This window comes from Sinorhizobium sp. 22678 (genome assembly GCF_052044265.1).
In the GTDB taxonomy this organism is placed as follows: domain Bacteria; phylum Pseudomonadota; class Alphaproteobacteria; order Rhizobiales; family Rhizobiaceae; genus Sinorhizobium; species Sinorhizobium meliloti_A.
In genome coordinates, this window is sequence record NZ_JBQEMS010000001.1 from 189,818 (window position 1) to 211,528 (window position 21,711).

General features: G+C 62.7%; 21 protein-coding genes. 8 read left to right on the forward strand and 13 right to left on the reverse strand.

The genetic code is table 11. From position 1 onward, the window contains the following. Positions 1-59 precede the first annotated feature (59 nt). The gene (locus ACTJKL_RS01115) at positions 60-2,612 is read left to right on the forward strand and encodes an ATP-dependent helicase (RefSeq protein WP_440851961.1); all 2,553 of its coding nucleotides are present in this window, start codon (positions 60-62) and stop codon (positions 2,610-2,612) included. Positions 2,613-2,663: 51 nt separating this feature from the next. Here ACTJKL_RS01115 and ACTJKL_RS01120 read toward each other — a convergent pair whose 3' ends face one another. After that, positions 2,664-3,125 carry a GNAT family N-acetyltransferase gene (locus ACTJKL_RS01120; protein ID WP_440851962.1) on the reverse strand — a complete coding sequence of 154 codons (462 nt, stop codon included), beginning with the start codon at positions 3,123-3,125 and terminating at the stop codon, positions 2,664-2,666. 82 nt (positions 3,126-3,207) lie between these two features. Then, entirely contained in the window at positions 3,208-3,897 is a 690-nt protein-coding gene (locus ACTJKL_RS01125; RefSeq protein WP_324762004.1) for a phosphoribosyltransferase, read from the reverse strand. A 122-nt stretch (positions 3,898-4,019) separates the two neighbouring features. Here ACTJKL_RS01125 and ACTJKL_RS01130 point away from each other — a divergent pair, with 122 nt between their 5' ends. Both ACTJKL_RS01130 and ACTJKL_RS01135 read left to right on the forward strand, forming a co-directional pair. Continuing rightward, positions 4,020-5,300 carry a GGDEF domain-containing protein gene (locus ACTJKL_RS01130; RefSeq protein WP_440851963.1) on the forward strand — a complete coding sequence of 427 codons (1,281 nt, stop codon included), beginning with the start codon at positions 4,020-4,022 and terminating at the stop codon, positions 5,298-5,300. Between the two features lie 103 nt (positions 5,301-5,403). Further along, positions 5,404-5,901, forward strand: a complete 498-nt coding sequence (locus ACTJKL_RS01135; RefSeq protein ID WP_440851964.1) for a CreA family protein — start codon at positions 5,404-5,406, stop codon at positions 5,899-5,901. Between the two features lie 177 nt (positions 5,902-6,078). Here the strand turns inward: ACTJKL_RS01135 and ACTJKL_RS01140 are convergent, their stop codons facing one another. From ACTJKL_RS01140 to ACTJKL_RS01155, 4 genes are all read right to left on the reverse strand, one after another. Continuing rightward, positions 6,079-6,438, reverse strand: a complete 360-nt coding sequence (locus tag ACTJKL_RS01140; RefSeq protein ID WP_100671678.1) for a hypothetical protein — start codon at positions 6,436-6,438, stop codon at positions 6,079-6,081. A 249-nt stretch (positions 6,439-6,687) separates the two neighbouring features. Next, positions 6,688-7,077 (reverse strand): hypothetical protein, encoded by a 390-nt coding sequence (locus tag ACTJKL_RS01145; RefSeq protein ID WP_275597673.1) that lies wholly within the window; start codon positions 7,075-7,077, stop codon positions 6,688-6,690. A gap of 298 nt (positions 7,078-7,375) precedes the next feature. Beyond that, positions 7,376-7,840 (reverse strand): chemotaxis protein CheW, encoded by a 465-nt coding sequence (locus ACTJKL_RS01150; protein ID WP_003536237.1) that lies wholly within the window; start codon positions 7,838-7,840, stop codon positions 7,376-7,378. A gap of 2 nt (positions 7,841-7,842) precedes the next feature. Continuing rightward, complete coding sequence (locus ACTJKL_RS01155; protein ID WP_440851965.1) at positions 7,843-9,912, reverse strand: methyl-accepting chemotaxis protein; 2,070 nt, start codon at positions 9,910-9,912, stop codon at positions 7,843-7,845. Positions 9,913-10,162: 250 nt separating this feature from the next. Here ACTJKL_RS01155 and ACTJKL_RS01160 point away from each other — a divergent pair, with 250 nt between their 5' ends. The 3 genes from ACTJKL_RS01160 to ACTJKL_RS01170 all read left to right on the forward strand — a co-directional run bounded on the left by ACTJKL_RS01160 (position 10,163) and on the right by ACTJKL_RS01170 (position 12,102). Continuing rightward, positions 10,163-10,321, forward strand: coding sequence for a hypothetical protein (locus tag ACTJKL_RS01160; RefSeq protein WP_100671682.1), 159 nt, complete (start codon positions 10,163-10,165; stop codon positions 10,319-10,321). Positions 10,322-10,466: 145 nt separating this feature from the next. Then, positions 10,467-11,066, forward strand: a complete 600-nt coding sequence (locus tag ACTJKL_RS01165; protein WP_440851966.1) for an SCO family protein — start codon at positions 10,467-10,469, stop codon at positions 11,064-11,066. Positions 11,067-11,226: 160 nt separating this feature from the next. Next, a complete protein-coding gene (locus ACTJKL_RS01170) occupies positions 11,227-12,102 on the forward strand; it encodes a 50S ribosomal protein L11 methyltransferase (RefSeq protein ID WP_198516689.1) in 876 nt (291 codons plus the stop codon). A gap of 69 nt (positions 12,103-12,171) precedes the next feature. Here ACTJKL_RS01170 and ACTJKL_RS01175 read toward each other — a convergent pair whose 3' ends face one another. After that, on the reverse strand, positions 12,172-12,429 hold the full coding sequence (locus tag ACTJKL_RS01175; protein WP_003536225.1) for a hypothetical protein: 258 nt from the start codon (positions 12,427-12,429) through the stop codon (positions 12,172-12,174). Between the two features lie 667 nt (positions 12,430-13,096). Here ACTJKL_RS01175 and ACTJKL_RS01180 point away from each other — a divergent pair. Continuing rightward, on the forward strand, positions 13,097-14,932 hold the full coding sequence (locus ACTJKL_RS01180) for an aminopeptidase P family protein (RefSeq protein WP_440851967.1): 1,836 nt from the start codon (positions 13,097-13,099) through the stop codon (positions 14,930-14,932). A 371-nt stretch (positions 14,933-15,303) separates the two neighbouring features. Here the strand turns inward: ACTJKL_RS01180 and ACTJKL_RS01185 are convergent, their stop codons facing one another. The 5 genes from ACTJKL_RS01185 to panC all read right to left on the reverse strand — a co-directional run bounded on the left by ACTJKL_RS01185 (position 15,304) and on the right by panC (position 18,605). After that, a complete protein-coding gene (locus ACTJKL_RS01185) occupies positions 15,304-15,543 on the reverse strand; it encodes a PA2433 domain-containing protein (RefSeq protein WP_100671686.1) in 240 nt (79 codons plus the stop codon). 116 nt (positions 15,544-15,659) lie between these two features. Then, complete coding sequence (locus ACTJKL_RS01190; RefSeq protein WP_440851968.1) at positions 15,660-15,968, reverse strand: branched-chain amino acid transport AzlD family protein; 309 nt, start codon at positions 15,966-15,968, stop codon at positions 15,660-15,662. Positions 15,969-15,971: 3 nt separating this feature from the next. Beyond that, a complete protein-coding gene (locus ACTJKL_RS01195) occupies positions 15,972-16,688 on the reverse strand; it encodes an AzlC family ABC transporter permease (RefSeq protein ID WP_440851969.1) in 717 nt (238 codons plus the stop codon). Between the two features lie 217 nt (positions 16,689-16,905). Next, entirely contained in the window at positions 16,906-17,727 is an 822-nt protein-coding gene (gene panB / locus ACTJKL_RS01200) for a 3-methyl-2-oxobutanoate hydroxymethyltransferase (protein WP_018095440.1), read from the reverse strand. Between the two features lie 2 nt (positions 17,728-17,729). Further along, the gene (panC, locus tag ACTJKL_RS01205; RefSeq protein WP_440851970.1) at positions 17,730-18,605 is read right to left on the reverse strand and encodes a pantoate--beta-alanine ligase; all 876 of its coding nucleotides are present in this window, start codon (positions 18,603-18,605) and stop codon (positions 17,730-17,732) included. Between the two features lie 348 nt (positions 18,606-18,953). Here panC and ACTJKL_RS01210 point away from each other — a divergent pair, with 348 nt between their 5' ends. Beyond that, complete coding sequence (locus ACTJKL_RS01210; protein ID WP_026168647.1) at positions 18,954-19,358, forward strand: VOC family protein; 405 nt, start codon at positions 18,954-18,956, stop codon at positions 19,356-19,358. A gap of 135 nt (positions 19,359-19,493) precedes the next feature. Here ACTJKL_RS01210 and ligA read toward each other — a convergent pair whose 3' ends face one another. Further along, positions 19,494-21,647, reverse strand: coding sequence for an NAD-dependent DNA ligase LigA (gene ligA, locus ACTJKL_RS01215; protein WP_440851971.1), 2,154 nt, complete (start codon positions 21,645-21,647; stop codon positions 19,494-19,496). Positions 21,648-21,711 lie beyond the last annotated feature (64 nt).

The following is a 21,711-nucleotide window of genomic DNA, read 5'->3' on the forward strand; positions in this document are numbered from 1 at the left end:
GGAATAAAAGAAGAACATCCTTTCTGGCCTTTCGGTCCCGAATCACTACATTGGGCCGCATGACCAAAGGTTTTGACGATATTCCCTTTTTCGACGAGGAACCTGCGCCGCGGAAACCCGCCGCCGCCGGCGGCGGCATCGCGGCGCGCGCCATGGCCGCCCGCGACAAGGCGCAGCGACCGGACTATGTCTCCGGGCTCAACCCGGAGCAACGGGAGGCAGTCGAGGCGCTGGAAGGTCCGGTGCTCGTGCTCGCCGGCGCCGGCACCGGCAAGACGCGCGTTCTGACCACGCGGATCGCCCATATCCTTTCGACCGGCCGCGCCTATCCCTCGCAGATCCTCGCCGTCACCTTCACCAACAAGGCGGCGCGGGAAATGAAGGAGCGCATCGGCGTGCTCGTCGGCCACGCCGTCGAGGGCATGCCCTGGCTCGGCACCTTCCACTCGATCGGGGTCAAGCTCCTCCGCCGCCATGCCGAGCTGGTGGGTCTGCGGTCCGATTTCACCATCCTCGACACCGACGACGTCGTTCGACTTATCAAACAGCTCATCCAGGCGGAGGGTCTCGACGACAAGCGCTGGCCGGCCAAGCAGTTCGCCGGCATGATCGACACCTGGAAGAACAAGGGCCTGGACCCGTCGCAAATCCCCGAAGGCGATGCCCGCGCCTTTGCCAACGGCAAGGGCCGCGAGCTCTATGCCGCCTACCAGAACCGGCTGCTGACCCTGAATGCCTGCGATTTCGGCGATCTGCTGCTGCATCCGATCCGCATGTTCCGCGCCAATCCGGACGTGCTGAAGGAGTATCACGCCAAGTTCCGCTACATCCTCGTCGACGAGTACCAGGATACCAACACGGCGCAATATATGTGGCTGAGGCTGCTGGCCCAGCGGACGCAGGGTTCCGGGAAGAACAACCCCTCCCCAAGCCCTGCGGCGCCGCAGTCTAGCCCCTCCCCCTCGTCGGGAGCGGTTGGGGAGGGGCATTCCCCTGGCGCCGAAGAGAGAAAGCCCACCGTCAACATTTGCTGCGTCGGCGACGACGACCAGTCGATCTATGGCTGGCGCGGCGCCGAGGTGGACAACATTCTCCGCTTCGAGAAGGATTTCCCCGGCGCCAAGGTCATCAAGCTGGAGCGCAACTACCGCTCGACCGAGCATATCCTCGGCGCGGCGGCGCATCTGATTGCCCATAACGAGGGCCGGCTCGGCAAGACGCTCTTTACCGAACGCACCAATCCCGACGACGAGAAAGTGCATGTTCATGCCGCCTGGGATTCCGAGGAGGAGGCTCGCGCGATCGGCGAAGAGATCGAGCAGCTCCAGCGCAAGAAGCACAACCTTAACGACATATCGATCCTCGTGCGGGCCTCTTTCCAGATGCGCGAGTTCGAAGACCGCTTCGTCACGCTCGGCCTCAACTATCGCGTCATCGGCGGTCCTCGCTTCTATGAGCGGCTCGAAATTCGCGATGCCATGGCCTATTTCCGCCTCGTCTGTCAGCCCGCCGACGATCTCGCCTTCGAGCGGATCGTCAACACGCCGAAGCGTGGCCTCGGCGAGACGACCGTCCGCACCCTGCACGACTACGCCCGGGCCCGCGACATCCCGATGCTGGCCGCGGCGAGCGAGATCGTCGAGACGGACGAATTGAAGCCGAAGGCGCGCAAGGGCCTCTTCGACGTCGTCGCCGATTTCCGCCGCTGGCAGGCTTTGCTCGAATCGACGCCGCACACCGAACTTGCAGAGCAGATCCTCGACGAGAGCGGCTATACCGCCATGTGGCAGGCCGACAAATCGGCCGAAGCGCCCGGGCGCCTGGAAAACCTGAAGGAACTCATCCGTTCGATGGAAGCGTTCGAGTCCATGCGCGGCTTTCTCGAGCACGTCGCCCTCGTGATGGACGCCGAGCAGAACGAGAATATGGACGCCGTCTCCATCATGACGCTGCATTCGGCCAAAGGGCTGGAATTCGACACCGTCTTCCTGCCGGGATGGGAGGAAGGGCTGTTCCCGCATCAGCGCGCTCTGGACGAGGGCGGCCGCGCAGGTCTGGAGGAGGAACGCCGCCTCGCCTATGTCGGCATCACCCGCGCCAAGCGCCGCTGTCATATCTGGTTCGTTTCGAACCGCCGCATCCACGGCCTCTGGCAATCGACGCTTCCCTCACGCTTCCTCGACGAGTTGCCGCTCGCCCATGTGGAAGTCGCCGAACAGGAGGTCTCTTATGGCGGTTACGGTCGCGGCGGTTACGGCCAGTCGCGCTTCGACAAGGCCGATCCCTTCGAAAACAATTATCAGACGCCCGGCTGGAAGCGCGCCCAGCAGCACCGCTCGGACGCCACCCGCGACAATTGGGGCACCCGCTCCGGCCACGCCATCGAACGCATCGGTTACGGCGAATCAGGGCCCCGCACCCGCACCATCGAAGGCGAACTCGTCGCCAAGTCGACGAGCGCCGAGCCCTCCCGTTTCAATGTCGGCGACCGGGTCTTCCACATCAAGTTCGGCAACGGCAACATCGCGGCGATCGAGGGTAATAAGCTGACGATCGATTTCGACCGCGCCGGGCAGAAGCGTGTGCTGGATGGGTTCGTAGAGCCGGTGTAAGCACTTCCGGAAAAATGTGCAGCGCTTTTCCGCTCTACCCTATCCCAGGCCTCAAAACATCTTTCGATACATGACGAAGCCCGACTTATCGGCCACCTTGTCGTAAAGCTGCATCGCCGTGTGGTTGGTCTCGTGGGTCAGCCAATAGACGCGCGGCGACCCCGCGCGTTTCGCCGCTTCGTAGACGCCGTTGATAAGCGCCCGGCCGACCCCCTTGCCGCGGCCGGCCTCGTCGGTGAAAAGGTCCTGCAGATAGCAATTCGGCTGGATCGACGTCGTGCTGCGGTGGAAAATATAGTGCGTCAATCCGATGAGCCGCCCTTCGCTTTCGGCGACCAGCGCATGCATCGGCTCATAGGCATCGAAGAAGCGCGACCAGGTCATCTGGGTGATGTCGGGATGGAGCGCCGTTTCACCGGCTCGGCCGTAAAAGGCGTTGTAGCCGTTCCAAAGCGGCAGCCACTGCTCATAGTCGAGGCGCGTTACCGGGCGTATGGCAAGATGGTCGGACATTCTCAATCCCCGTTCGCAAATTCAGGCGCACTACAACTATCTTTGCCGGAAGACTGTGTCACGCCCCAGCACAAGACCCCGTTTATCCGCCCCTCGCCTGTCTCAACAGCGCGATCACCTCGGCATCCGTGGTCTGCTCGAAATCGTCGTAATAGACGCTGACCGCATGGAAAGGGGTGGGGGTGGCGAGACAGACGAGCCGGTCCACCTCGTCCCGCAGGGCGACGATCGCGCTCTTCGGCGAGACCGGAACGGCGAGCATCAGTGCCGCGGCGCCTGCCTGCCGCAGAGCTTTCGCCGCAGCTTTGGCCGTTCCGCCCGTGGCAATGCCGTCATCGACAATGATGACATTGCGCCCGCTTGGAGAAATTCGCGTCTGATCGCCCAGATAGAGGACGCGGCGTCGCGCGAGTTCGAGCCTTTGCCGCTCGGTCTCCGCCTGGACGTACTTCTCGGAAGGACTGACGATACGCATTGCCTCGGCATTGAGGACGACCTGCGGCTCGTCGCTGTCGACCAGCGCTCCGAGACCGAATTCGGGATGACCGGGTGCGCCGATCTTGCGAACGATGAGGAGTTCGAGGGACGCGCCGAGGGTTCTTGCCACCTCGAAGGCCACCGGTACGCCGCCGCGCGGCAATGCCATCACCAGCGGGTCGGCGAAGTCCGCGTTCTCGGTGAGATGCGCTTCGATGGCGCGAGCAAGCCTTCGACCCGCATCGGCTCTGTCTGCAAAGGGTATGTCTGCGAAGGATATGCCTTCCTGGGCCATGACATCGCTCCCTGAAAAGCTCCGCGACCGATTGCTACAACTATGGAGAGAGTGATCGCTCAAATTGCAGCGAATTTCGCCAGCTTTCGTTAATGCGCCATCGTTACCAATGGCCTTGCATAATGGCTGAAACGCAAGCCGCACTTTATTTTAGCACGACAGGCCGTTTCGAAATGAGCTTTCTCTCCGCCATACCGGTCATCGCCCTTCTTGCCATGCTACCCGTTCTCCTTTCTCTGCGGCCGGTCGCCGCTGTTCGGGAGTTCTCCGCCAGTTGTGCGCTTTCGGCAGCTTCGGCAGGCGCTTTGGCGGTTGCGGCGGCGTTGCAGGCGCCGGTCGCCGCAATGTTCGGCTATGCGGGTCTCGCCGTTTCCCTCTTCTTCGTCCTACAGGGCCTTCGTTGGTTCCTCGCATTGTCGATGCCTGCATCGCTTTGTCTGGTGCTCGCATTCACGAGCGGCGTGCTCGGCTTCATCATCGCGCTCGGCGGCCATGACAGTCCGGCCGCTGCCGTGATTGTCGTTGCGGGCGTTGTCGCGGCTCCACTTCTCGTCCTTGGTCTGGCCGCAGCCGACCGCTGGCCGAGCGAAAAGCCGGCGATCAAGATCGTAGTCGTCGGCTCCGCCGCCGTGGTTTTCACCGCCCTCGCTCATGTTCTCGGCCCATCGTCGCACGTCTTGCCGGGACCGCCAGGTCCGCCCGCTTCGATGCTGTTTGATTTCCTGCTCGTCACCATGCGGGTGCTGTGCCTTCCCCTCGTCTTCCTGGCCGTGATCCTTACGATGCAGGCCCGCATCATCGCCGGGTTGAGGGCCATGATCGCACGCGACGGCTTGACCGGTGCGCTGTCGCGCGGGACGCTCATGGAAGAGGGCGAGCGGATCTTCGCCGAGTGCCTGGCGCGCCAGGAGCCGGCTGCCTTCCTGCTGCTCGACCTCGATTTCTTCAAACAGATCAACGATCAGTACGGGCACGCCTGCGGCGACATGGCGCTCGCGCATTTTGCCGAAACCGTCTCGGCTTTCCTCGCCGGACGGGGCGTCCTCGGACGGATCGGTGGCGAGGAATTCGGCATCGTCCTGCCGGACCACACGGAAGAGCAGGCAAAGGCGCTGGCGGAGGACATCTGCCACGTGGTGCGCGAGACGCCTGCCGGCCGCTCGCATCAGCGCATCCGTTTGACCGTGAGCATTGGGATCGCCGCCGCCATTGCGGGCGAAACGATTGCCGACGTGATGATACGCGCCGATCTCGCTCTCTACGACTCAAAGGCGGATGGTCGCGACCGTTGCTCGGTAGCAAGGGATCGCCGCATCGACGCCAGCGCCCGCGCCCTTGCGGCAGCCGCCGCGCAATTGCGCGAAGCGCGTGCCGCCCGGTCGGAACTGCGCCACTCCGCGTGACTTCTCGCACGATGGATCCTGCATATCGACGGGCGTGGCGGCCGGTGCTTGCATTGCAGCATCCGCTGCCTATCTGAACGGTGCAGTTCATTGGAGGATACTCATGTTGCGCCGCATCCGTGCCTTGATTGTCGCCGGCCTCACCGTCACGGCCGCGGCGGTTTCGCCCGTCCACGCCGAAACCGTTGGGCAGGTCGGGGTCGACTGGCTCGGCAACGATATCAAGATCGATGCCGTGAGCGACCCGAAGGTGACCGGGGTTACCTGCCACGTCACCTATTTCGATCGCAGCGTCATCGACCGCCTGAAGAACGGCAACTGGTTCGAGGATCCGTCGAACAACTCCATCGCCTGCCGCCAGACCGGCCCCATTGCCATCGGCGATATCGACCTGTCGAAGGAGGGGGAGGAAGTCTTCCGTTCCGGACTGTCCCTCATCTGGAAGAACCTGCTGGTGACACGTATCTACGACAAGGCCAACGACGCGCTGATCTATCTGGCGCATTCGAGGCAGTTGACCGACGGTTCGGCCAAGATGTCGATCACCACGGTCCCGCTCTATGGCCAGCCGGTCACCTGGAAGAATGGGCGGCCGGAATAAGCGATCCGGCAGACGCAGCAGATCAAACGGCCGGAAGGGGAGTACGGGTTTCCGCACTCCCCTTCCGAGCTACAGCGCGCGCTTCTGCGAGACTAAGGTCTGCCGCATTTTACGCCGCATACATAATTTCTTGAGCTGGTGCGCCTCGATGAAACATGCAGTAGCTGATTTCGCGCCTTACGGTTTAGGCGGCACAATACCCCGATAGTAGTCGCCCTCACCCGGGTCGAATCTCTCCTGGTAGGTACCGTTCGGAGACATCATACGACCTCCGTCGATACTCCCTGTCGCAGTCGGGTCGACCGAAGACGGAGGCAGGTTACGCGACGTCGGCATGCGCACCTGATTCTGCGTCCCCGGAGGGTGGTTCGGGTCGAGGCCCTGATAGTAGCTATCCGCAAAGGCTGGCGCCGCGGCGCCCACCAAGGCGGATGACAGGACAAATGCAGCAAATGATTTTTTCAGAGAAAGTCTCATGACATTAACTCCTATGTCCGTTAGGCATCCCACCTCCCAATGGATGCTACTGTTCAGCATACGAGCCTCCTACGGATGCTGCGGTTACAAAGATAACACCGGGCACCGGTCGAAAGCGTTTGACGATTTGTCACTTTTGCTCATCCAAGAGTGATGCTCATTACGTAACTGTAACTTGACCGCCCCCTGCACCGACCAAGGTGGCATTGCGGGCGCGTCCTCAGCCTGAAAGAGCATGCAGCGGCGGACCATCGCCTCTGAGGGCGGTGGTCCGCGAAAGCGCAATGCGCTCGGAGGCATCAGGAATGTTTAGGGACGGGGAGCCGGAGGCGCGATGCCTTGATAATAGTCCCCGTCACCGGGGCCCTGATACTCGTTCGTATAGTGCTCCCGTACTCGGCCGGGAGCGTTGCTCGCCCGGCTGCCCGGCACCGGTTCCATGTAGATGCTGCCGGTCGGCGCAGGATCGACATAGACGCTGCCCGTCGGTGCGGGATCGACATAGACGCTGCCGGTCGGGGCAGGATCGACGTAATACGGACGGGCCGGCACCATTACCGCGCCTCTGTTCTGAGTGCCCGGAGGATTATGCGGGTCGATGCCCTGATAGTAACTGTCTGCAAAGGCCGGCACGGCGACGCCGGCAAGCGCCGATGAGAGGGCAAATGCAGCGAGCGATGTTCTGAAAGAAACTTTCATGGCGTTGCTCCTGTCTGTTTCCACATCAGCTTCCAAACGCGGAGGCTGTAATCACCAGCAGACGGCTTCTCGCCAAATGCTGCCTGTGCATAACTCGTTTGGCGTGCAGGGGTTCCTTGCGTGCGACCGCTACGTTTTCACATTTGCTCGCTCCGCCGTGATGCCGATCGCCGTGCAGCAGCCGCCGAGCGTCCGCCGGCTCATGCGAAAAGGCCCGCTTTCGCGGGCCCATTCGGAAACCGTCCCTGGCGGTCCGGCAGTCATGCTTTCAGGGCCGAGCCGACCTGAAAAATCGTGATTAGGCTGCCTGTGCCAGTTCCTCGGCGATGACGGTGTCGAGATTGAGGAAGCAGACCATGGATTTTTCAAGCGCGACGATGCCGCGGCAGAAGGCGCGCTGGGCTTCCGGGATGATCTCCGGAGCGGGCTGCAGGTCTTCGCTGCGAATCGTCATCATATCGGAGACCTGCTCGACCAGCAGTCCGACGAGCTTGCCATTGATGTCGGTGACGATGATGGCGGAGCGCTCCGACGGCTCGGTCATCTTCATGCCGAGGCGGCAGGCCATGTCGATGACCGGGATCACCGCACCCCGGAGGTTGATGAGGCCGAGAACGTACGGCGGCGTGTGCGGCATCGGCGTAACCGGTGCCCAACCGCGGATTTCCCGGATTGCCATGATGTCGATGCAGAATTCCTGTTCACCAAGGTGAAAGGAGACGATTTCGAGATAGGCGCCTGACTGCTTGATTGCGTTGCTCATGATCAAAACTCTTCCCAATTTTCACCGGACGCCGTTACCGACGGCGTTGATCCCGGCATGTTGCCGAATGCGCCAGCCAGTTTTCCCATCAGCGCCTTTGCTGGAGATGGAGCTGGACGCGTGGATGATTGCGCGGCCGCGGGCTTGCGACGTGACACGGGCGCGGCAGCAGTCGCTGTTGCCGCCCCGGCCGGAGCGCCTGGCCTCGCCGGGCCTGCCCTGCCCGGCGGCCGGATCGCCGCCGTGCGGATCGCCGTCTCGCGCGCCTGCCCGTGGCGGAATTGCCCGACGATCTCGCTGAGCTTCTCTGCATCCTGCGCAAGCGTATGGCTCGCCGCATTGGTCTGCTCGACCATGGCGGCATTCTGCTGCGTCATCTGATCGAGTTGAGCGACGGCGGTATTGATTTCGCGCAGGCCCGTCGATTGCTCGCGCGCCGCCATGACGATCGAGCTCATATGTTCGTTGATGCAGGCCACCTTGGCACCGATGCGGCCGAGCGCGTCGCCGGTCTCCTGAACCAGCCTGACGCCGGTCTTGACCTCGTTGCCCGAGCGGCTCACCAGAGCCTTGATATCCTTCGCGGCACCGGCAGCGCGCTGGGCGAGCTCCCTCACCTCCTGGGCAACGACGGCAAAGCCCTTGCCGGCCTCCCCCGCCCGCGCGGCCTCGACCCCGGCATTGAGCGCCAGCAGATTGGTCTGGAACGCGATCTCGTCGATCACGTCGATGATCTTGCCTATCTCGCTGGAAGCGCCCTCGATGCGGGCCATGGCGGCGATCGCCTCGCCGACGATGCGCCCGGACTCCTCGGCATTGATGCGCGCCTCGTCGACCATATGGCTTGCCTCTTCGGCGCGCTCGGTCGCTGTCTTCACGGTGACGGTGATTTCCTCGAGCGCGGCCGAGGTCTGCTCCAGCGATGCGGCCTGTTTTTCCGTTCGCCGAGCCAGATCGTCGGCCGCGCTACGCATCTGCCGCCCGTTCGATTCGATCGAGGCGGTATTCTCCGTGACACTCGAAAGGACATGGCTCAGCCGTTCCACCGTGTCGTTGAAGTCGCGGCGCAACGCATCGAGCCCGCTATCGAAAGGCTCGCGGATGGCAACCGCCAGATTGCCGTCTGCAAGCTGATTGAGCGCTCCGCCGAGGGCTTCGACTGCGGTCTTGATCCGTCCGATAGCCTGCTCGCGCTCCGTCTCGTGACGCTCGCGTTCCGCCTCGATTTCCTTCCGACTCGCCCTCGCCCCTTCCTCGAGCGCGCGTTTCTCGATTGCCGAGGCCCGGAAAAGCTCGACCGAACGTGCCATCTCGCCGATTTCGTCGCCGCGGTCGAGCCCCGCCACTTCAGCCCTGAGATCGCCCGAATGTATTCGCCGCATGCCGTCGCGCAGACCGAGGATGCCCGGGCGCAAGACGTTCCCATGGAACCAGATAAGGCCGATCAGGGTCGCCATTGCCAGCAAACAGGCGGCTGCCTGGAGCATGAGCCCATGCTCACCATTGGTGCGGACATCTGCGATGCGCGCCGCGGCCAGGCCGGCTGCGGCATCGGCCAGTTGCGCAAGCGATGCGCCAACGCGCTCGCCTGCGGCGTCGATGACATCGTCGATGCGGGCGAATTCCTCGCCTGGCGCTCCGGCCTCCACGAGCGCTTTCAGGTCCTGCTCGACGGCCTTGCGCAGTTGGGCGATATCCGCTTCGTAACCGGCAAGAACTTCCGGCTTGCCGACAAGACGCGCGAGCGCCTCGAGATCGGCTTGCCTGCCCTCGATGACCTCTAGCGAGGATTTGATCTGGGCCGCACGCTCCGGCTGTATCCGGCGTTCGCCGCGGTCGACGATGGTGTCCATTGCCGCAAGCACGAGCTTCAGGCGGGCAAGGCGCATTTCCTCTATCGTTCCCATGTCGCGCTGAGCGACAACCGCCTTGTCGAGCGCCTCTTGCGAGCTGCCTTGCTCATAGAGGCCGACGGCGAGAACGGAACCGAAACCGAGAAAAGCTGCCCCCGCAAGCGTCGCAAGGCGTTGGCTGACGGAGAGCGTTCTCCTGGCGGATGCAAGGGTGTTCATCGATATGACAGTCCATAGCTGGACCCGCCGCGGCAGGCGGGGTCCTCCGTTGCGATCGATGCGGAAAACCGGGCTCGATCAAACCGGATGACCTCATGTCATATCGAAGTGGTTCACTTCTCCGCGTCTGTGGACAGTGGCAAACAGACCTTAAACAATCGCTAAAACACGGGCCGCGACTTTGCGGAAGTTCGCGCGTTTCGACCGCTGCTGCCCTTTTCCTTCCGTCTCATGGTGTTATGATCGCCTTATGCGCACGGACACCAAAAAGTCGCTCTCTCCCCTGATCTTCGCCCTTGCCACGGGCGTGCTCGCGCTCGTCTTTCTGCTCGCCTTCAGGGGCTGGATCGCGAATGGCGCCGACATTTTCCTGTCGCTGGCGCAAGCCGGTCTCGCCTGGTGCATTTGAGACGCATCGCCTCGAGCACACCTGCGGCAATTGTCCCCTTTGCACCCGTGTGTCCGAAGCGGTATCAACGCTACATTCCTGACGGCCCGACGGCGCCGTGCGTCCGTTTCAGATGCGTCGGGGCAGCAACAGACTGGTGGCAATAATGAAATCCATACGCATCGTTCTCTGGGTAGCCATTCTCGTCATGGTGGCAGTCCTCGGCTGGCTGACCTTCGACATGACGCAGTCGAAGCAGCAGGCCGCATCCGGCCCCTTCGGCGTACCCTTTACCCTCGTCGCCCAGAATGGCGAGCCCATCACCGAGAAAGCGTTCACCGGCAAGCCGACGGCGCTCTTCTTCGGCTTCACCCATTGCCCGGAAGTTTGCCCCACCACGCTGTTCGAACTGAACGGCTGGCTCGACAAGGTCGACCCCGAGGGCAACAAGCTGCAGGCCTACTTCATCACCGTCGATCCGGAGCGCGATACCCCCGAAGTGCTCGCCCAGTATGTTTCAAACGTGTCCAAGCGCATCACCGGTATCTCCGGTCCGCCCGAAAAGGTGCTGGAAATGGTCAAGGGTTACCGCGTCTATTACAAGAAAGTCCCCACCGACGAGGCAAAGCCGGACGGCGACTACACAATGGATCATACCGCCTCGGTCTTCCTGCTCGACGCCAACGGCCAGTTCAGCGGAACGATCGCCTATGGCGAAAATCCCGAAACGGCCGTCAAGAAGCTGGAAAACCTCACGCGCGGCTAACAAGGTTTGCCCGTGTATCCTGCGGGCGCCGGCAATCCCGGCGCTTTGCCTTTGTACCTCATTCATGATAGCGGCGAACCGCCCACAGCGCGCGCATCCGATCGGACGCGCCGAAGCCACTGTGGCCCTTTTGAATGGCTGCATGCCGAAGGAAAGCACCGTGAGCGAGATACGCCTTTTCGTTACCACTACCGAGAAGCAGGCGGCCGCCGTCCTCGACGTCATGAGCGCAATCTTCGAAGAAGACGATTACGCGATCGCGACCATGGAGATCGACGAGAAGCGGGATGTCTGGGAGGCCTCCGTCTACATGATGACGGATGAAGAGGAGAGCGTGAGATCACGCCTCGCTCAGGCACTCGAAGCCGAATTCTCGCACCTTCCGATCGAGCGCGAAGTGCTGCCGGATGTCGACTGGATCGCCAAGTCGCTGGAGGGCCTCGCCCCCGTGCGCGCGGGCCGCTTCGTCATCCACGGCTCGCACGATCGCGACAAGGTGAAGCCGGGCGAGATTGCCATCGAGATCGATGCCGGTCAGGCCTTCGGCACCGGCCATCACGGCACGACCGCCGGCTGCCTCGAAATGCTTGCCTCCGTCGCCCGATCCCGGCCTGTCCGCAACGCGCTCGACCTCGGGACGGGAAGCGGCGTGCTGGCGATCGCCGCCTGGAAGCTCCTGCATGTTCCGGTGCTCGCAACCGACATCGATCCGATCGCAACCCGCGTCGCTGGCGACAACGCCCGTCGCAACGGCGTCGTCAACGGCTTGACCTTCGCCACGGCGCCCGGCTTCCACTCGACCACCTTCAGCGCCAACGGCCCGTTCGACCTCATCATCGCCAACATTCTGGCGCGGCCGCTGATGAAGATGGCGCCGCAACTTGTGGCCAATCTCGCTCCGGGCGGTTCGGTCATCCTCTCGGGCATTCTCGCCGAACAGCGCTGGAAGGTGCTCGCAGCCTATAACGGCCAGAACCTCAGACACGCGTGCACCATCTGGCGCAATGGCTGGGTAACCATTCATCTGACCAGATAAGTCACGCTTGTCGCAGACGCGTCCGGTCGCGGCGTCCGCTTCAGTGTTTCTATGAAACGTTGGAATGCCCTAAAGCGCATCCCTGATCGGGAACATGTCTTCGCCGTAATGATGAAGCCTCGTGTGATGTCGGCGGCATAACCACCGCACCTTCAAAGGCTCGTCGTATTGATCGTGATGAGCATCGACCGCTTCGATCCCGCAAACCTCGCACGTTTGCTTTTCCAGCTCGCCTGCCTTCACTGCTCGCTGCACAGCGAGGTGAGCATCATATTTTCCCGGATTGGCACGGCGCCAATTGGCTTGACGGGTATCGGTTTTCAGCATCGCTGCTCTACCTCTGCATGCTCCGTTTGAGAGATATCCTCGCAAGTCGACCGTAAGCGGGCATATCACGAAGCAAACCGTTCTTCATTTGTTTTCCCGTGGACACCGCCTCTTTCCACAGGAACCTCCGTATCGACCGAAACGGGAGCTGAGAAAACGAAAAGGCCGCCCGGTCCATCATGACGGGCGGCCTTCTCGAAACAAAGGCGATGCCGAAGCATCGCCTGCTGACCGGCTTTTGGCCGACCATACCCGCGAGCTTGAGGAGGAGGAGCGCTCAAGCGGGCTCTACCGTTCCGAAGCTGGCCACCCTGAGGGAGGAGGAGAACAGATGACCAACTATTCTCGGAACTGCAGTCTTTTGAACCGGCGGACGTTCGTCCGTGTTCGTTGAGGCGGCTTATAACCTATAATTCCGATAGAGAAAGCCACATTCGGGCATGGGTGCCATGCGCCTCGTGCATATGTATTACAAATGAGCAAATGGCCGCCCGCGCTGCCCGAGGTGCCGGACGTTCACGCGAATTTCGCCTCCCTCTCCGGGAGCGGATCTTAAGTTGTTATTTTATGCGGGTCGTTACCCCAAAACCGCTGCACACTTTTGGAAGAGATGCATTAACATGCTCGTCTCACCTGCGGTTCTCCGCCAAGCTTACCGGGAAAGTCCATGTTCCAATCCTTCGAAGTCACCTCCACGCCCCAGTTCGGCAAGGAGAGAACCACCGCCCTGCGTGCCGCCCTCGCAACCCTGGGCGTCGATGGCTTCCTCGTGCCGCGTGCCGACGAATTTCAAGGGGAGTATGTGCCCCGCAGTTCCGAGCGGCTGTCGTGGCTGACGGGCTTTACCGGTTCGGCCGGTGTAGCGCTCGTGACGCAGCGCGAAGCGATCGTCTTCGTCGACGGCCGTTATGTAACCCAGCTCAAGGAGCAGGTGGACGGCAGCGTCTTCACCGGCGGCGATCTCATCGGCGAACCGCCGCATGTTTGGCTGGAGCGCCATGGACCCAAGGGCTTCCGCCTCGGCATCGATCCTTGGCTGCACACCGCGGCGGAAGTTCGCCGGCTCGAAAAGGCGCTGACGGCGGTCGGCGGCAGTGTCGTCCTCCTCGACCACAATCCGCTCGACCGGCTCTGGACCGATCGTCCCGCAGCGCCGCTCGGCCCTGTGACGATCCAGCCGGTCGAGCATGCGGGACAATTGGCAAGAGACAAGATAGCGGAGATCGCGGCGGGCGTGTCAAAGGCGAAGGCCGCGGCCGTCATACTTACCGATCCCTCCTCCGTCGCCTGGACCTTCAACATCCGTGGCAGTGACGTGCCGCACACGCCGCACCCGCTGGCACGCGCCATCGTCCATGCGGACGGCAGCGCCGAGCTTTTCCTCGACAAACGCAAGACCGGCATCGAGCAGGAGGCCTACCTGACGCAGCTCGCCGATATAATGGCGCCTGCTACCTTCGACGATCGGCTCGCCGCCCTCGCCTCAACCGGCGCAGCCATCATGATCGATCCGGATCTCGCCCCCTTTGCGATCGGCGAGCTGATTCGCAGGAAGGAAGGTTCGGTGGTCGAGGCGGTCGATCCCGCCCGCCTGCCACGCGCCTGCAAGAATGCAGCCGAGATCGCCGGATCGACCCGGGCGCACCTGCAGGATGGTGCGGCGATGGTCGAGTTCCTCGCCTGGCTGGACGCGCGGGAGCCCGGCAGCGTCACCGAAATCGGTGCAACCAGGCAATTGGAGGCGATGCGCGCGGCCGTCGGCGAGCGCATGCAGAACCCCTTGAAGGACGTTTCTTTCGACACGATCGCCGGCGCCGGTTCGCATGCCGCAATCATGCATTACCGGGTCACGAACGAAACCGACCGGCGGATCGAGGCGGGTACCATGTTCCTGATCGACTCCGGCGCGCAATACATCAACGGCACGACCGACATCACCCGCACGGTCGCGATCGGCGCGGTGCCGGAAGAACAGAAGCGATTCTTCACGCTCGTGCTCAAGGGCATGATCGCAATCAGCACGGCGCGCTTCCCGAAGGGGTCACGCGGCGTCGATCTCGATCCGCTCGCCCGGATCGCACTGTGGAAGGCGGGCGCCGATTATGCGCACGGGACCGGCCACGGTGTCGGCTCCTATCTCTCGGTCCACGAAGGACCGCAGCGCATTGCCCGGCTTGCCACGCAGGAATTGCTGCCGGGCATGATCCTGTCCAACGAACCCGGTTACTATCGCCCCGGTGCCTTCGGCATCCGCATCGAGAATCTCGTCGTCGTCCGCCAGCCGGAGGAGATCGATGGCGGCGACCAGCCGATGCTCGGCTTCGGCACGCTGACCTTCTGCCCGATCGATCGCCGGCTCGTCCTTCCCGCCCTGCTGACCGACGACGAGCTCGACTGGCTGAATGCCTACCACGCGGAAACGCGGGAAAAGCTGATGCCGCTGCTGTCGGACGCGGAGACGAGAGACTGGCTGGCCAATGCTACGGAAGCAATCGCGCGGTAGCTCGGAACCGGGCGGCCCGGCGGTGTGGGCTGGGGCTGGGGTACCGCCGGGCCTCCGTTGGGAGGGTCGATTTCTCAACCAACAGCATGGTTATATTTGCGGCGACGCTTTCGCGTAACCCGCGAATTTTACTGGATCGCAGCCTTGGAGCGTCTCATAAGACACACAAAGGTCGCTGCAGGAAACTTTTCGGGACTGCAATCTCTTCTCCTTCCTCATCCTGCGCATGTCACAGAGATGAGGGCAGCGCCGCGCCTGCGGCGCGACGAGCACAGGGACGAGGCGATCAAAAAAGCCGCGGCGGGTAGCCCGAATCTCGACAGGCCTTCATCCGACAATCGTCTGAATGCCGAATCACGGCGCGTTCCCAGTCAGATACCGAGCATCGTCTTGGCTTGGCCGAGCGCTGCTTCCGAGCCCGCATGGTCGCCGGCCTTGTGCAAGTCTTCGCCCTGCTGGCGCAACTGTTTCACCTTGGCCATGTCGGCCTCGGACAATGATGCGTTGGGCATGGCCGCATCGATGGCCTGCATCATGGAGGGGCACTGATTCGCAAAAGCGGGGACAGGCGCAAGCGCGAGAAACAGCGCAACGGAAATTCTGGTAATCATGGTCGCTCCTCCGTGGGCCGGGGGGCGGCTGCCTCCCCGGCAACGAGAGGATGATAGTCCAGAACCGGCCCGGCGCCAATCCGAGCGGCCGGACCCGTGCTCAGGCGGGCGGGAACCTACATGATCAGGTACCGGATCGCCATGACCGCGATCCAGCCGACGAGCAGCATACGAAGCGTCGAGAAGCGCAGCCCGATGACGAAGGCGACGAGCATCGCTGCGGCGACGTCGATGCCACCATAGACGAAGGCAGGCGCCACCAGCGTCGTCAATACAGCCGCGGGGACTGCGTTCAACGCAGATTCGATCCGCGGGGGAATGTACTTCAGCTGCGTGATGAGCACGTAGCCACCGAAGCGCGTGACATAGGTGGCGACCGCGGCCGCAACGATGAGATAGAGCAGATCGAGGTGTTGCGCGTCCAAGGATCAGGCCTCCTTTTCCACGGCCTGGGCTTTGATCGCCGGCCGCTTCGGCGGCATACAGGCCGCAAGCACGATGCCGGCAAGCGCGCCGATGCTGACATGCCAGGGGGAGCCGACGAAATGCATTGCCGCCACCGAGGCGACGGCGCTCACGGCCACGATCGGCAGAAAACGGTCGCGTGTGCGGAAGCTCATCACCAGCCCTAGAAAGTAGATCGGGAGGAGCACGTCGAGACCGATCGCCTTGGGATCGCCGATCAGCTGCCCGAAAATCGCACCGATCAGCGTATTGATGATCCATGGAACATAGATCACGACGCCGAAGCCCGCATACCAGGCGAAGGTGACCGGCAATCCGCGCTCGCCGCGCTGTTCGGTCTCTGCATATTGCGGATCCACGAGCAGAAAGAAGGCGATCAGCTTTTGAGCGAAGCTGAAATGGCGGATGTGCTTGGCGAGAGAAGCGGAATAGAGCACGTGGCGGAAGTTGACCGCAAAGACCGAGAGCACCACGAGCCAGGGCTGCACGTTGCTTCCGAAGAGTTCTATGCCGACCATCTGGCTTGCACCCGCATAGACGGTGGCGCTCATGAATACCGCATCGGCAATCGAAAAACCGTTATCCACCGCAAGCGCCCCGAAAAGCGCGCCGAAGGGCGATGCCGCCAGCATGATCGGAAAGCCGCCGCGAAGCCCTTCCCGGAAATCGCCTCTGCTCATGAAATTCTCCCGCGGGGGCCGCTCGTAACGAGCATGCCGGCAGATTGCCTGCCGGACAGATAGGGGCTGCCGCACATCGCGACAATTCAATTACTCTGATGCGGCGATTGAATTTTCTGATGGTTGGACGCGCGTCATTCCAAGCGCACGCAAGACCAGGTGCTCGGCCGGCCAACCATAAGAAGGCGGACGCAAGGAACGCGCCCGCCCCGACACGTCAGCGCTTTACCTGAAACGTGTGCTCTATGCCTGGAAAAGTGCGCGCCTTCACCTCGTTGGCATAGGCCTCCGCCGCCTTTGAGATCGTCGGCGCCAGTTCGGCGAAGTGCTTGACGAAGCGCGGTTTGAAATCGTTGAAAAGACCCAGCATGTCGTCCGATACCAGGATCTGGCCGTCGCAGGCCGGCGAAGCGCCGATGCCGATGGTCGGCGCGCGCAGCGTGGCGGTGATCTCGCGGGCGACCGGCTCCACCGTTCCTTCGACCACGATGGCGAAAGCGCCGGCATCGTCGATCGCCTTGGCGTCGCGGCGGATCTTGGCCACTTCCTTCTCGTTGCGCCCGACCGAGCGATAGCCGCCCGTCGTGTTGACGAGCTGCGGCATCAAGCCCACATGGCCGAGCACCGGAATGCCACGGCTGACAAGAAATTCGACCGTCTCGGCCATCTCGGCCCCGCCCTCGAGCTTCACTGCGCTGCAGCCCGTTTCCTTCAGGATGCGCGCGGCGCTGCGGAAGGCCTGTTCCTTGGATTCCTGATAGGCGCCGAAAGGCAGGTCGACGACGACACAACAGCGCTCCGAACCGCGCATGACCGCCTGGCCATGCGCAATCATCATGTCGAGCGTGACGCCGACGGTCGTATCGAGGCCGTAGAGAACCATGCCGAGCGAATCGCCGACGAGGAGGAAATCCACATGAGGATCGAGAAGCCGTGCGATCGGCGTCGTATAGGCCGTCAGGCTGACGATCGGGCGCTCACCCTTCAGGGCTTCGATGCTGGCGGGGCTGAGCCGCCGTTTCGTGGTCTGGACGCTCATTCTCAGGCTACCTTTGCAAAACGGGCGGATTTCGGGGCTATGACGCGGTTGTCGAGCAGCTTCGTGGTGCCGAAGCGGACGAAGAGCAGGAGCAGGACCGGCTTTTCTCCGATCTCGCCGATAGGCTCAAGCGTTTCCGGGTCGCGCAGCGCCACCACTTCGGGCCGCGCCAGGGGTTCGCCGGCGAGAAACTCCAAGACACCCTTCTCGATTTCGGCCGGTTCGGTGACGCCGCTTGCGATCAGCCGCTCGGCCTCGTCCAGCGCCTTCGGCACGATCGCGGCTGCACGCCGCTCTTGTGCCGTCAGATAGACGTTGCGCGACGAACAGGCGAGACCGTCCTCCTCGCGCACCGTCGGTACGCCGATGACCGTAACGGGCTGCGCCAGATCCTCGACCATGCGCCGGATGATCTGGAGCTGCTGGAAATCCTTTTCGCCGAAATAGGCGCGGTCCGGCTGGACGATGTTGAAGAGTTTGGTGACGACGGTCGCAACGCCTGCGAAATGGCCGGGCCTCACCGCGCCTTCGAGCTCGGAGCCGAGCTTCGGCACGTCGACCACCGTTTCCATCGGCCGCGGATACATGTCGGAAACGCCGGGTGCAAAAAGGAAATCGACGCCGCCATCGGTCAGCAGCGCCCGATCACGGGCGAGGTCGCGCGGGTATTTGCCAAGATCCTCGTTCGCGCCGAACTGCAGCGGATTGACGAATATGCTGGCAACGACCACGTCGTTCTCGCCGCGGGCGCGGCGCACGAGTTCCATATGGCCGACATGAAGATAGCCCATGGTGGGGACCAGTCCGACGGACCTGCCCGCGCGCCGATGCTCGGCAAGGGCCTCTCGCAGTTCGGCGATGGTGCTCATGGTTTTCATTTCGGACCCTCCAATCCGCCGGGACGTCAGACACGCCCCGCTTCGCCGATATGGCTCCTGCATCGTCAAAATGCTACAGCGACAGTTGCGCGTCCGATAAGACGCGCGGCTGCGGGCGCCAGCCCCGCGAAAAGGCAATTGCACAAATTTTGGCTGCAAGATCTATCTTGTGCAGCGCAAAAACACAAACGGAAATGGGCTCAAATTCGAAGCGCCGCACCTGATCGGCGTCTCAGACCGCGGTCGAGTACGAGGGGGTCGCAAAATTCAACGAGACCTGTCGGCACGCGGCACATGTCTTCGTCCTTGGCTCATCGAAGCGAAACCATCTTCAACAAGGAGCACCCCATGCGCATGATTTTCGTCAACCTGCCGGTCAAGGATCTGAAAGCCTCGCGGTCCTTCTTCTCCGCTTTGGGCTTTACATTCAACGAGCAGTTTTCCGACGAGACCGCCGCCTGCATGGTCATCGACGACAATATCTTCGCCATGCTTCTGACCGAGCCGAAGTTCCGTAGCTTCATCGTCGGCGAGATCAGCGACACGGCGAAGGGCACCGAAGTCATCACCGCGCTCTCCGCCGGAAGCCGTGCCGAATGCGACGACATGTTCGACAAGGCTATTGCCGCGGGCGGCAAGCCATGGAAGCCGGCGATCGACTATGGCTTCATGTACGGCATCAGCTTCCAGGACCTGGACGGCCACGTCTGGGAGTTCATGTGGATGGACATGTCGGCTGAGCAGCAGGCGTGACGATCTAAACCAACGGGTCGCGCGGCATCGCTCTCATCCGCCTGCCGGCACCTTCTCCCCCCGTCCATGGGGAGAAGGGACTGAAAGGGGCGCCGCGAATCCCCTTCGCCCCGCTTGCGGGAGAAACAAAATACGCTACCCGCCGATCAACGCCAGCCACTCGTCCTCGTCCATCGTCTGTACGCCGAGTTCGCGGGCCTTGTCGAGCTTCGAGCCGGCGCCCGGGCCGGCAACGACGATGTCGGTCTTCTTCGATACCGATCCCGCCACCTTGGCGCCCAGACTCTCCGCCTTCGCCTTCGCCTCCTCGCGCGTCATCTTCTCCAGCGATCCCGTGAAGACGACCGTCTTGCCGGCGACGGGGCTGTCGATCGCCACGGGCAATGCCGCGCTTTCGGGCGTAACTTCGCGCAGCAGCTCGGAAACGACCTTCAGGTTGCGCGGCTCCTTGTAGAACTCGACAATGGCGCGAGCGACCACCTCGCCAATGCCGTCGATGCTGTTCAGCTCGTTCCAGGCATCTCCCGAAAAGCCTGCCGCCTCGGTCATGGCCGCCCCGAAATGCTCGTAGCTGCCATAGGAACGCGCAAGCAGCTTGGCGGTGGTCTCGCCCACATGGCGGATGCCAAGCGCATAGATCAGGCGATGAAGCGCTATCGAGCGGCGGGCATTGATCGCCTCGTACAGCTTGCGGACGCTTACCTTGCCGAATCCATCGATGTTCTCGAGCTTGTTGAGCGATTGCTCCTGGCGGCGTTCGAGCGTGAAGATCTCGGGGGCGGTGCGGATCCTCAGATTCTCGTCCTCGCTTTCGAAGAAGAACTCGATCTGCTTGGAGCCGAGGCCTTCGATGTCGAAGGCATTGCGCGAGACGAAATGCTTCAGATGCTCGACCGCCTGCGCACGGCAGACGAAACCGCCCGTGCAGCGGCGCACGGCATCCACCTTGCCGGTCTTTTCGTTGATGTCGCGCACCGCATGGCTGCCGCAGATGGGGCACGTCGTGGGAAACCTGTAGGGCTCGGCGCCTTCCGGCCGCTCGTCCATCACCACGTCGACGATCTGAGGGATCACGTCCCCTGCCCGCTGGACGATCACCATGTCGCCGATGCGGACGTCGCGCCCATCGCGGATCGGTTCGCCGGTGTTGCCGACGCCCCGGATGTAATCCTCGTTATGCAGCGTCGCGTTAGTGACGACGACGCCCCCGACCGTGATCGGCTCCAGCCGCGCGACGGGCGTCAGGGCGCCGGTACGGCCGACCTGAATGTCGATGCCCTTCAGACGCGTGAACGCCTGTTCGGCCGGAAACTTGTGCGCCGTTGCCCAGCGCGGACTGCGCGAGCGGAAGCCGAGCCTGGCCTGCAGATCGAGCCGGTCGACCTTGTAGACGACGCCGTCGATGTCGTAGTCGAGGTCCGGACGCTCCCGCTCGATATGGTGATAGTGCTCCAGGAGCGCGTCGGCGGAGAAGAAGCGCTGCATCAGCGGGTTGACCGGGAATCCCCAGGCCTTGAAGGTCTCCACCATGCCGAGCTGCGTATCCGCAGGCATCGCCGAAATCTCGCCCCAGGCATAGGCGAAGAAGCGCAGCTTGCGGTTCGCCGTCACCTTCGCGTCCAGCTGACGGAGCGAACCCGACGCCGTATTGCGCGGGTTGACGTAGAGCGGCCTGCCCTGCGCCGCCATTTCGGCATTGAGCGCGGCGAAGTCCGATTTCGCCATGTAGATCTCGCCGCGGATCTCGACGACGTCAGGCGCGTCGGCGGGAAGCGTCTGCGGGATCATGCCGATGGTGCGAACATTGGCCGTGACGTTTTCCCCGGTCGTGCCGTCGCCGCGGGTCGCAGCCGTGACGAGCCGCCGGTTTTCGTAGCGCAGCGACATGGATAGCCCGTCGATCTTCGGCTCGGCCGTGAAAGCGATCGAGCCGTCCGGGAGCTGGCCGAGGAAGCGGTAGACGCCGGCGACGAATGCGCGGGCGTCCTCGTCCGAGAAAGTATTGTCGAGCGACAGCATCGGCCGCGCATGGGCGACGGGCGCGAAGGTGAGCAAGGGCACGGCACCGACCTTCCGCGAGGGGCTGTCCTCGCGGACGAGTGCCGGAAAGCGCTCTTCGATGAGATCGTTCCGCCGCTTCAGCCCGTCGTAGTCCGCATCCGAAATCTCCGGAGCATCCTTGCCGTGATAGAGTACGTCGTGGCGGGCAAGCTCCGCCGCCAGGAAGGCGAGTTCCTCGGCAGCTTCCGCTTCGTTCAATTGTTCGACGGGTTTTGTTCGATTCAGCATGGATGCGGCTCCAGAACTTTGGAGTCGCTTTTACTGCATGATTCTTAAAATCGGAATCGATTTG

Excerpts from the sequence above, each read along its gene's own strand:
- ACTJKL_RS01115 (WP_440851961.1), top strand. The coding sequence starts at position 60 with ATGACCAAAGGTTTTGACGATATTCCCTTTTTCGACGAGGAACCTGCG.
- ACTJKL_RS01120 (WP_440851962.1), bottom strand. The coding sequence starts at position 3,125 with ATGTCCGACCATCTTGCCATACGCCCGGTAACGCGCCTCGACTATGAG.
- ACTJKL_RS01125 (WP_324762004.1), bottom strand. The coding sequence starts at position 3,897 with ATGGCCCAGGAAGGCATATCCTTCGCAGACATACCCTTTGCAGACAGA.
- ACTJKL_RS01130 (WP_440851963.1), top strand. The coding sequence starts at position 4,020 with ATGGCTGAAACGCAAGCCGCACTTTATTTTAGCACGACAGGCCGTTTC.
- ACTJKL_RS01135 (WP_440851964.1), top strand. The coding sequence starts at position 5,404 with ATGTTGCGCCGCATCCGTGCCTTGATTGTCGCCGGCCTCACCGTCACG.
- ACTJKL_RS01140 (WP_100671678.1), bottom strand. The coding sequence starts at position 6,438 with ATGCTGAACAGTAGCATCCATTGGGAGGTGGGATGCCTAACGGACATA.
- ACTJKL_RS01145 (WP_275597673.1), bottom strand. The coding sequence starts at position 7,077 with ATGAAAGTTTCTTTCAGAACATCGCTCGCTGCATTTGCCCTCTCATCG.
- ACTJKL_RS01150 (WP_003536237.1), bottom strand. The coding sequence starts at position 7,840 with ATGAGCAACGCAATCAAGCAGTCAGGCGCCTATCTCGAAATCGTCTCC.
- ACTJKL_RS01155 (WP_440851965.1), bottom strand. The coding sequence starts at position 9,912 with ATGAACACCCTTGCATCCGCCAGGAGAACGCTCTCCGTCAGCCAACGC.
- ACTJKL_RS01160 (WP_100671682.1), top strand. The coding sequence starts at position 10,163 with ATGCGCACGGACACCAAAAAGTCGCTCTCTCCCCTGATCTTCGCCCTT.
- ACTJKL_RS01165 (WP_440851966.1), top strand. The coding sequence starts at position 10,467 with ATGAAATCCATACGCATCGTTCTCTGGGTAGCCATTCTCGTCATGGTG.
- ACTJKL_RS01175 (WP_003536225.1), bottom strand. The coding sequence starts at position 12,429 with ATGCTGAAAACCGATACCCGTCAAGCCAATTGGCGCCGTGCCAATCCG.
- ACTJKL_RS01180 (WP_440851967.1), top strand. The coding sequence starts at position 13,097 with ATGTTCCAATCCTTCGAAGTCACCTCCACGCCCCAGTTCGGCAAGGAG.
- ACTJKL_RS01185 (WP_100671686.1), bottom strand. The coding sequence starts at position 15,543 with ATGATTACCAGAATTTCCGTTGCGCTGTTTCTCGCGCTTGCGCCTGTC.
- ACTJKL_RS01195 (WP_440851969.1), bottom strand. The coding sequence starts at position 16,688 with ATGAGCAGAGGCGATTTCCGGGAAGGGCTTCGCGGCGGCTTTCCGATC.
- panB (WP_018095440.1), bottom strand. The coding sequence starts at position 17,727 with ATGAGCGTCCAGACCACGAAACGGCGGCTCAGCCCCGCCAGCATCGAA.
- panC (WP_440851970.1), bottom strand. The coding sequence starts at position 18,605 with ATGAAAACCATGAGCACCATCGCCGAACTGCGAGAGGCCCTTGCCGAG.
- ACTJKL_RS01210 (WP_026168647.1), top strand. The coding sequence starts at position 18,954 with ATGCGCATGATTTTCGTCAACCTGCCGGTCAAGGATCTGAAAGCCTCG.
- ligA (WP_440851971.1), bottom strand. The coding sequence starts at position 21,647 with ATGCTGAATCGAACAAAACCCGTCGAACAATTGAACGAAGCGGAAGCT.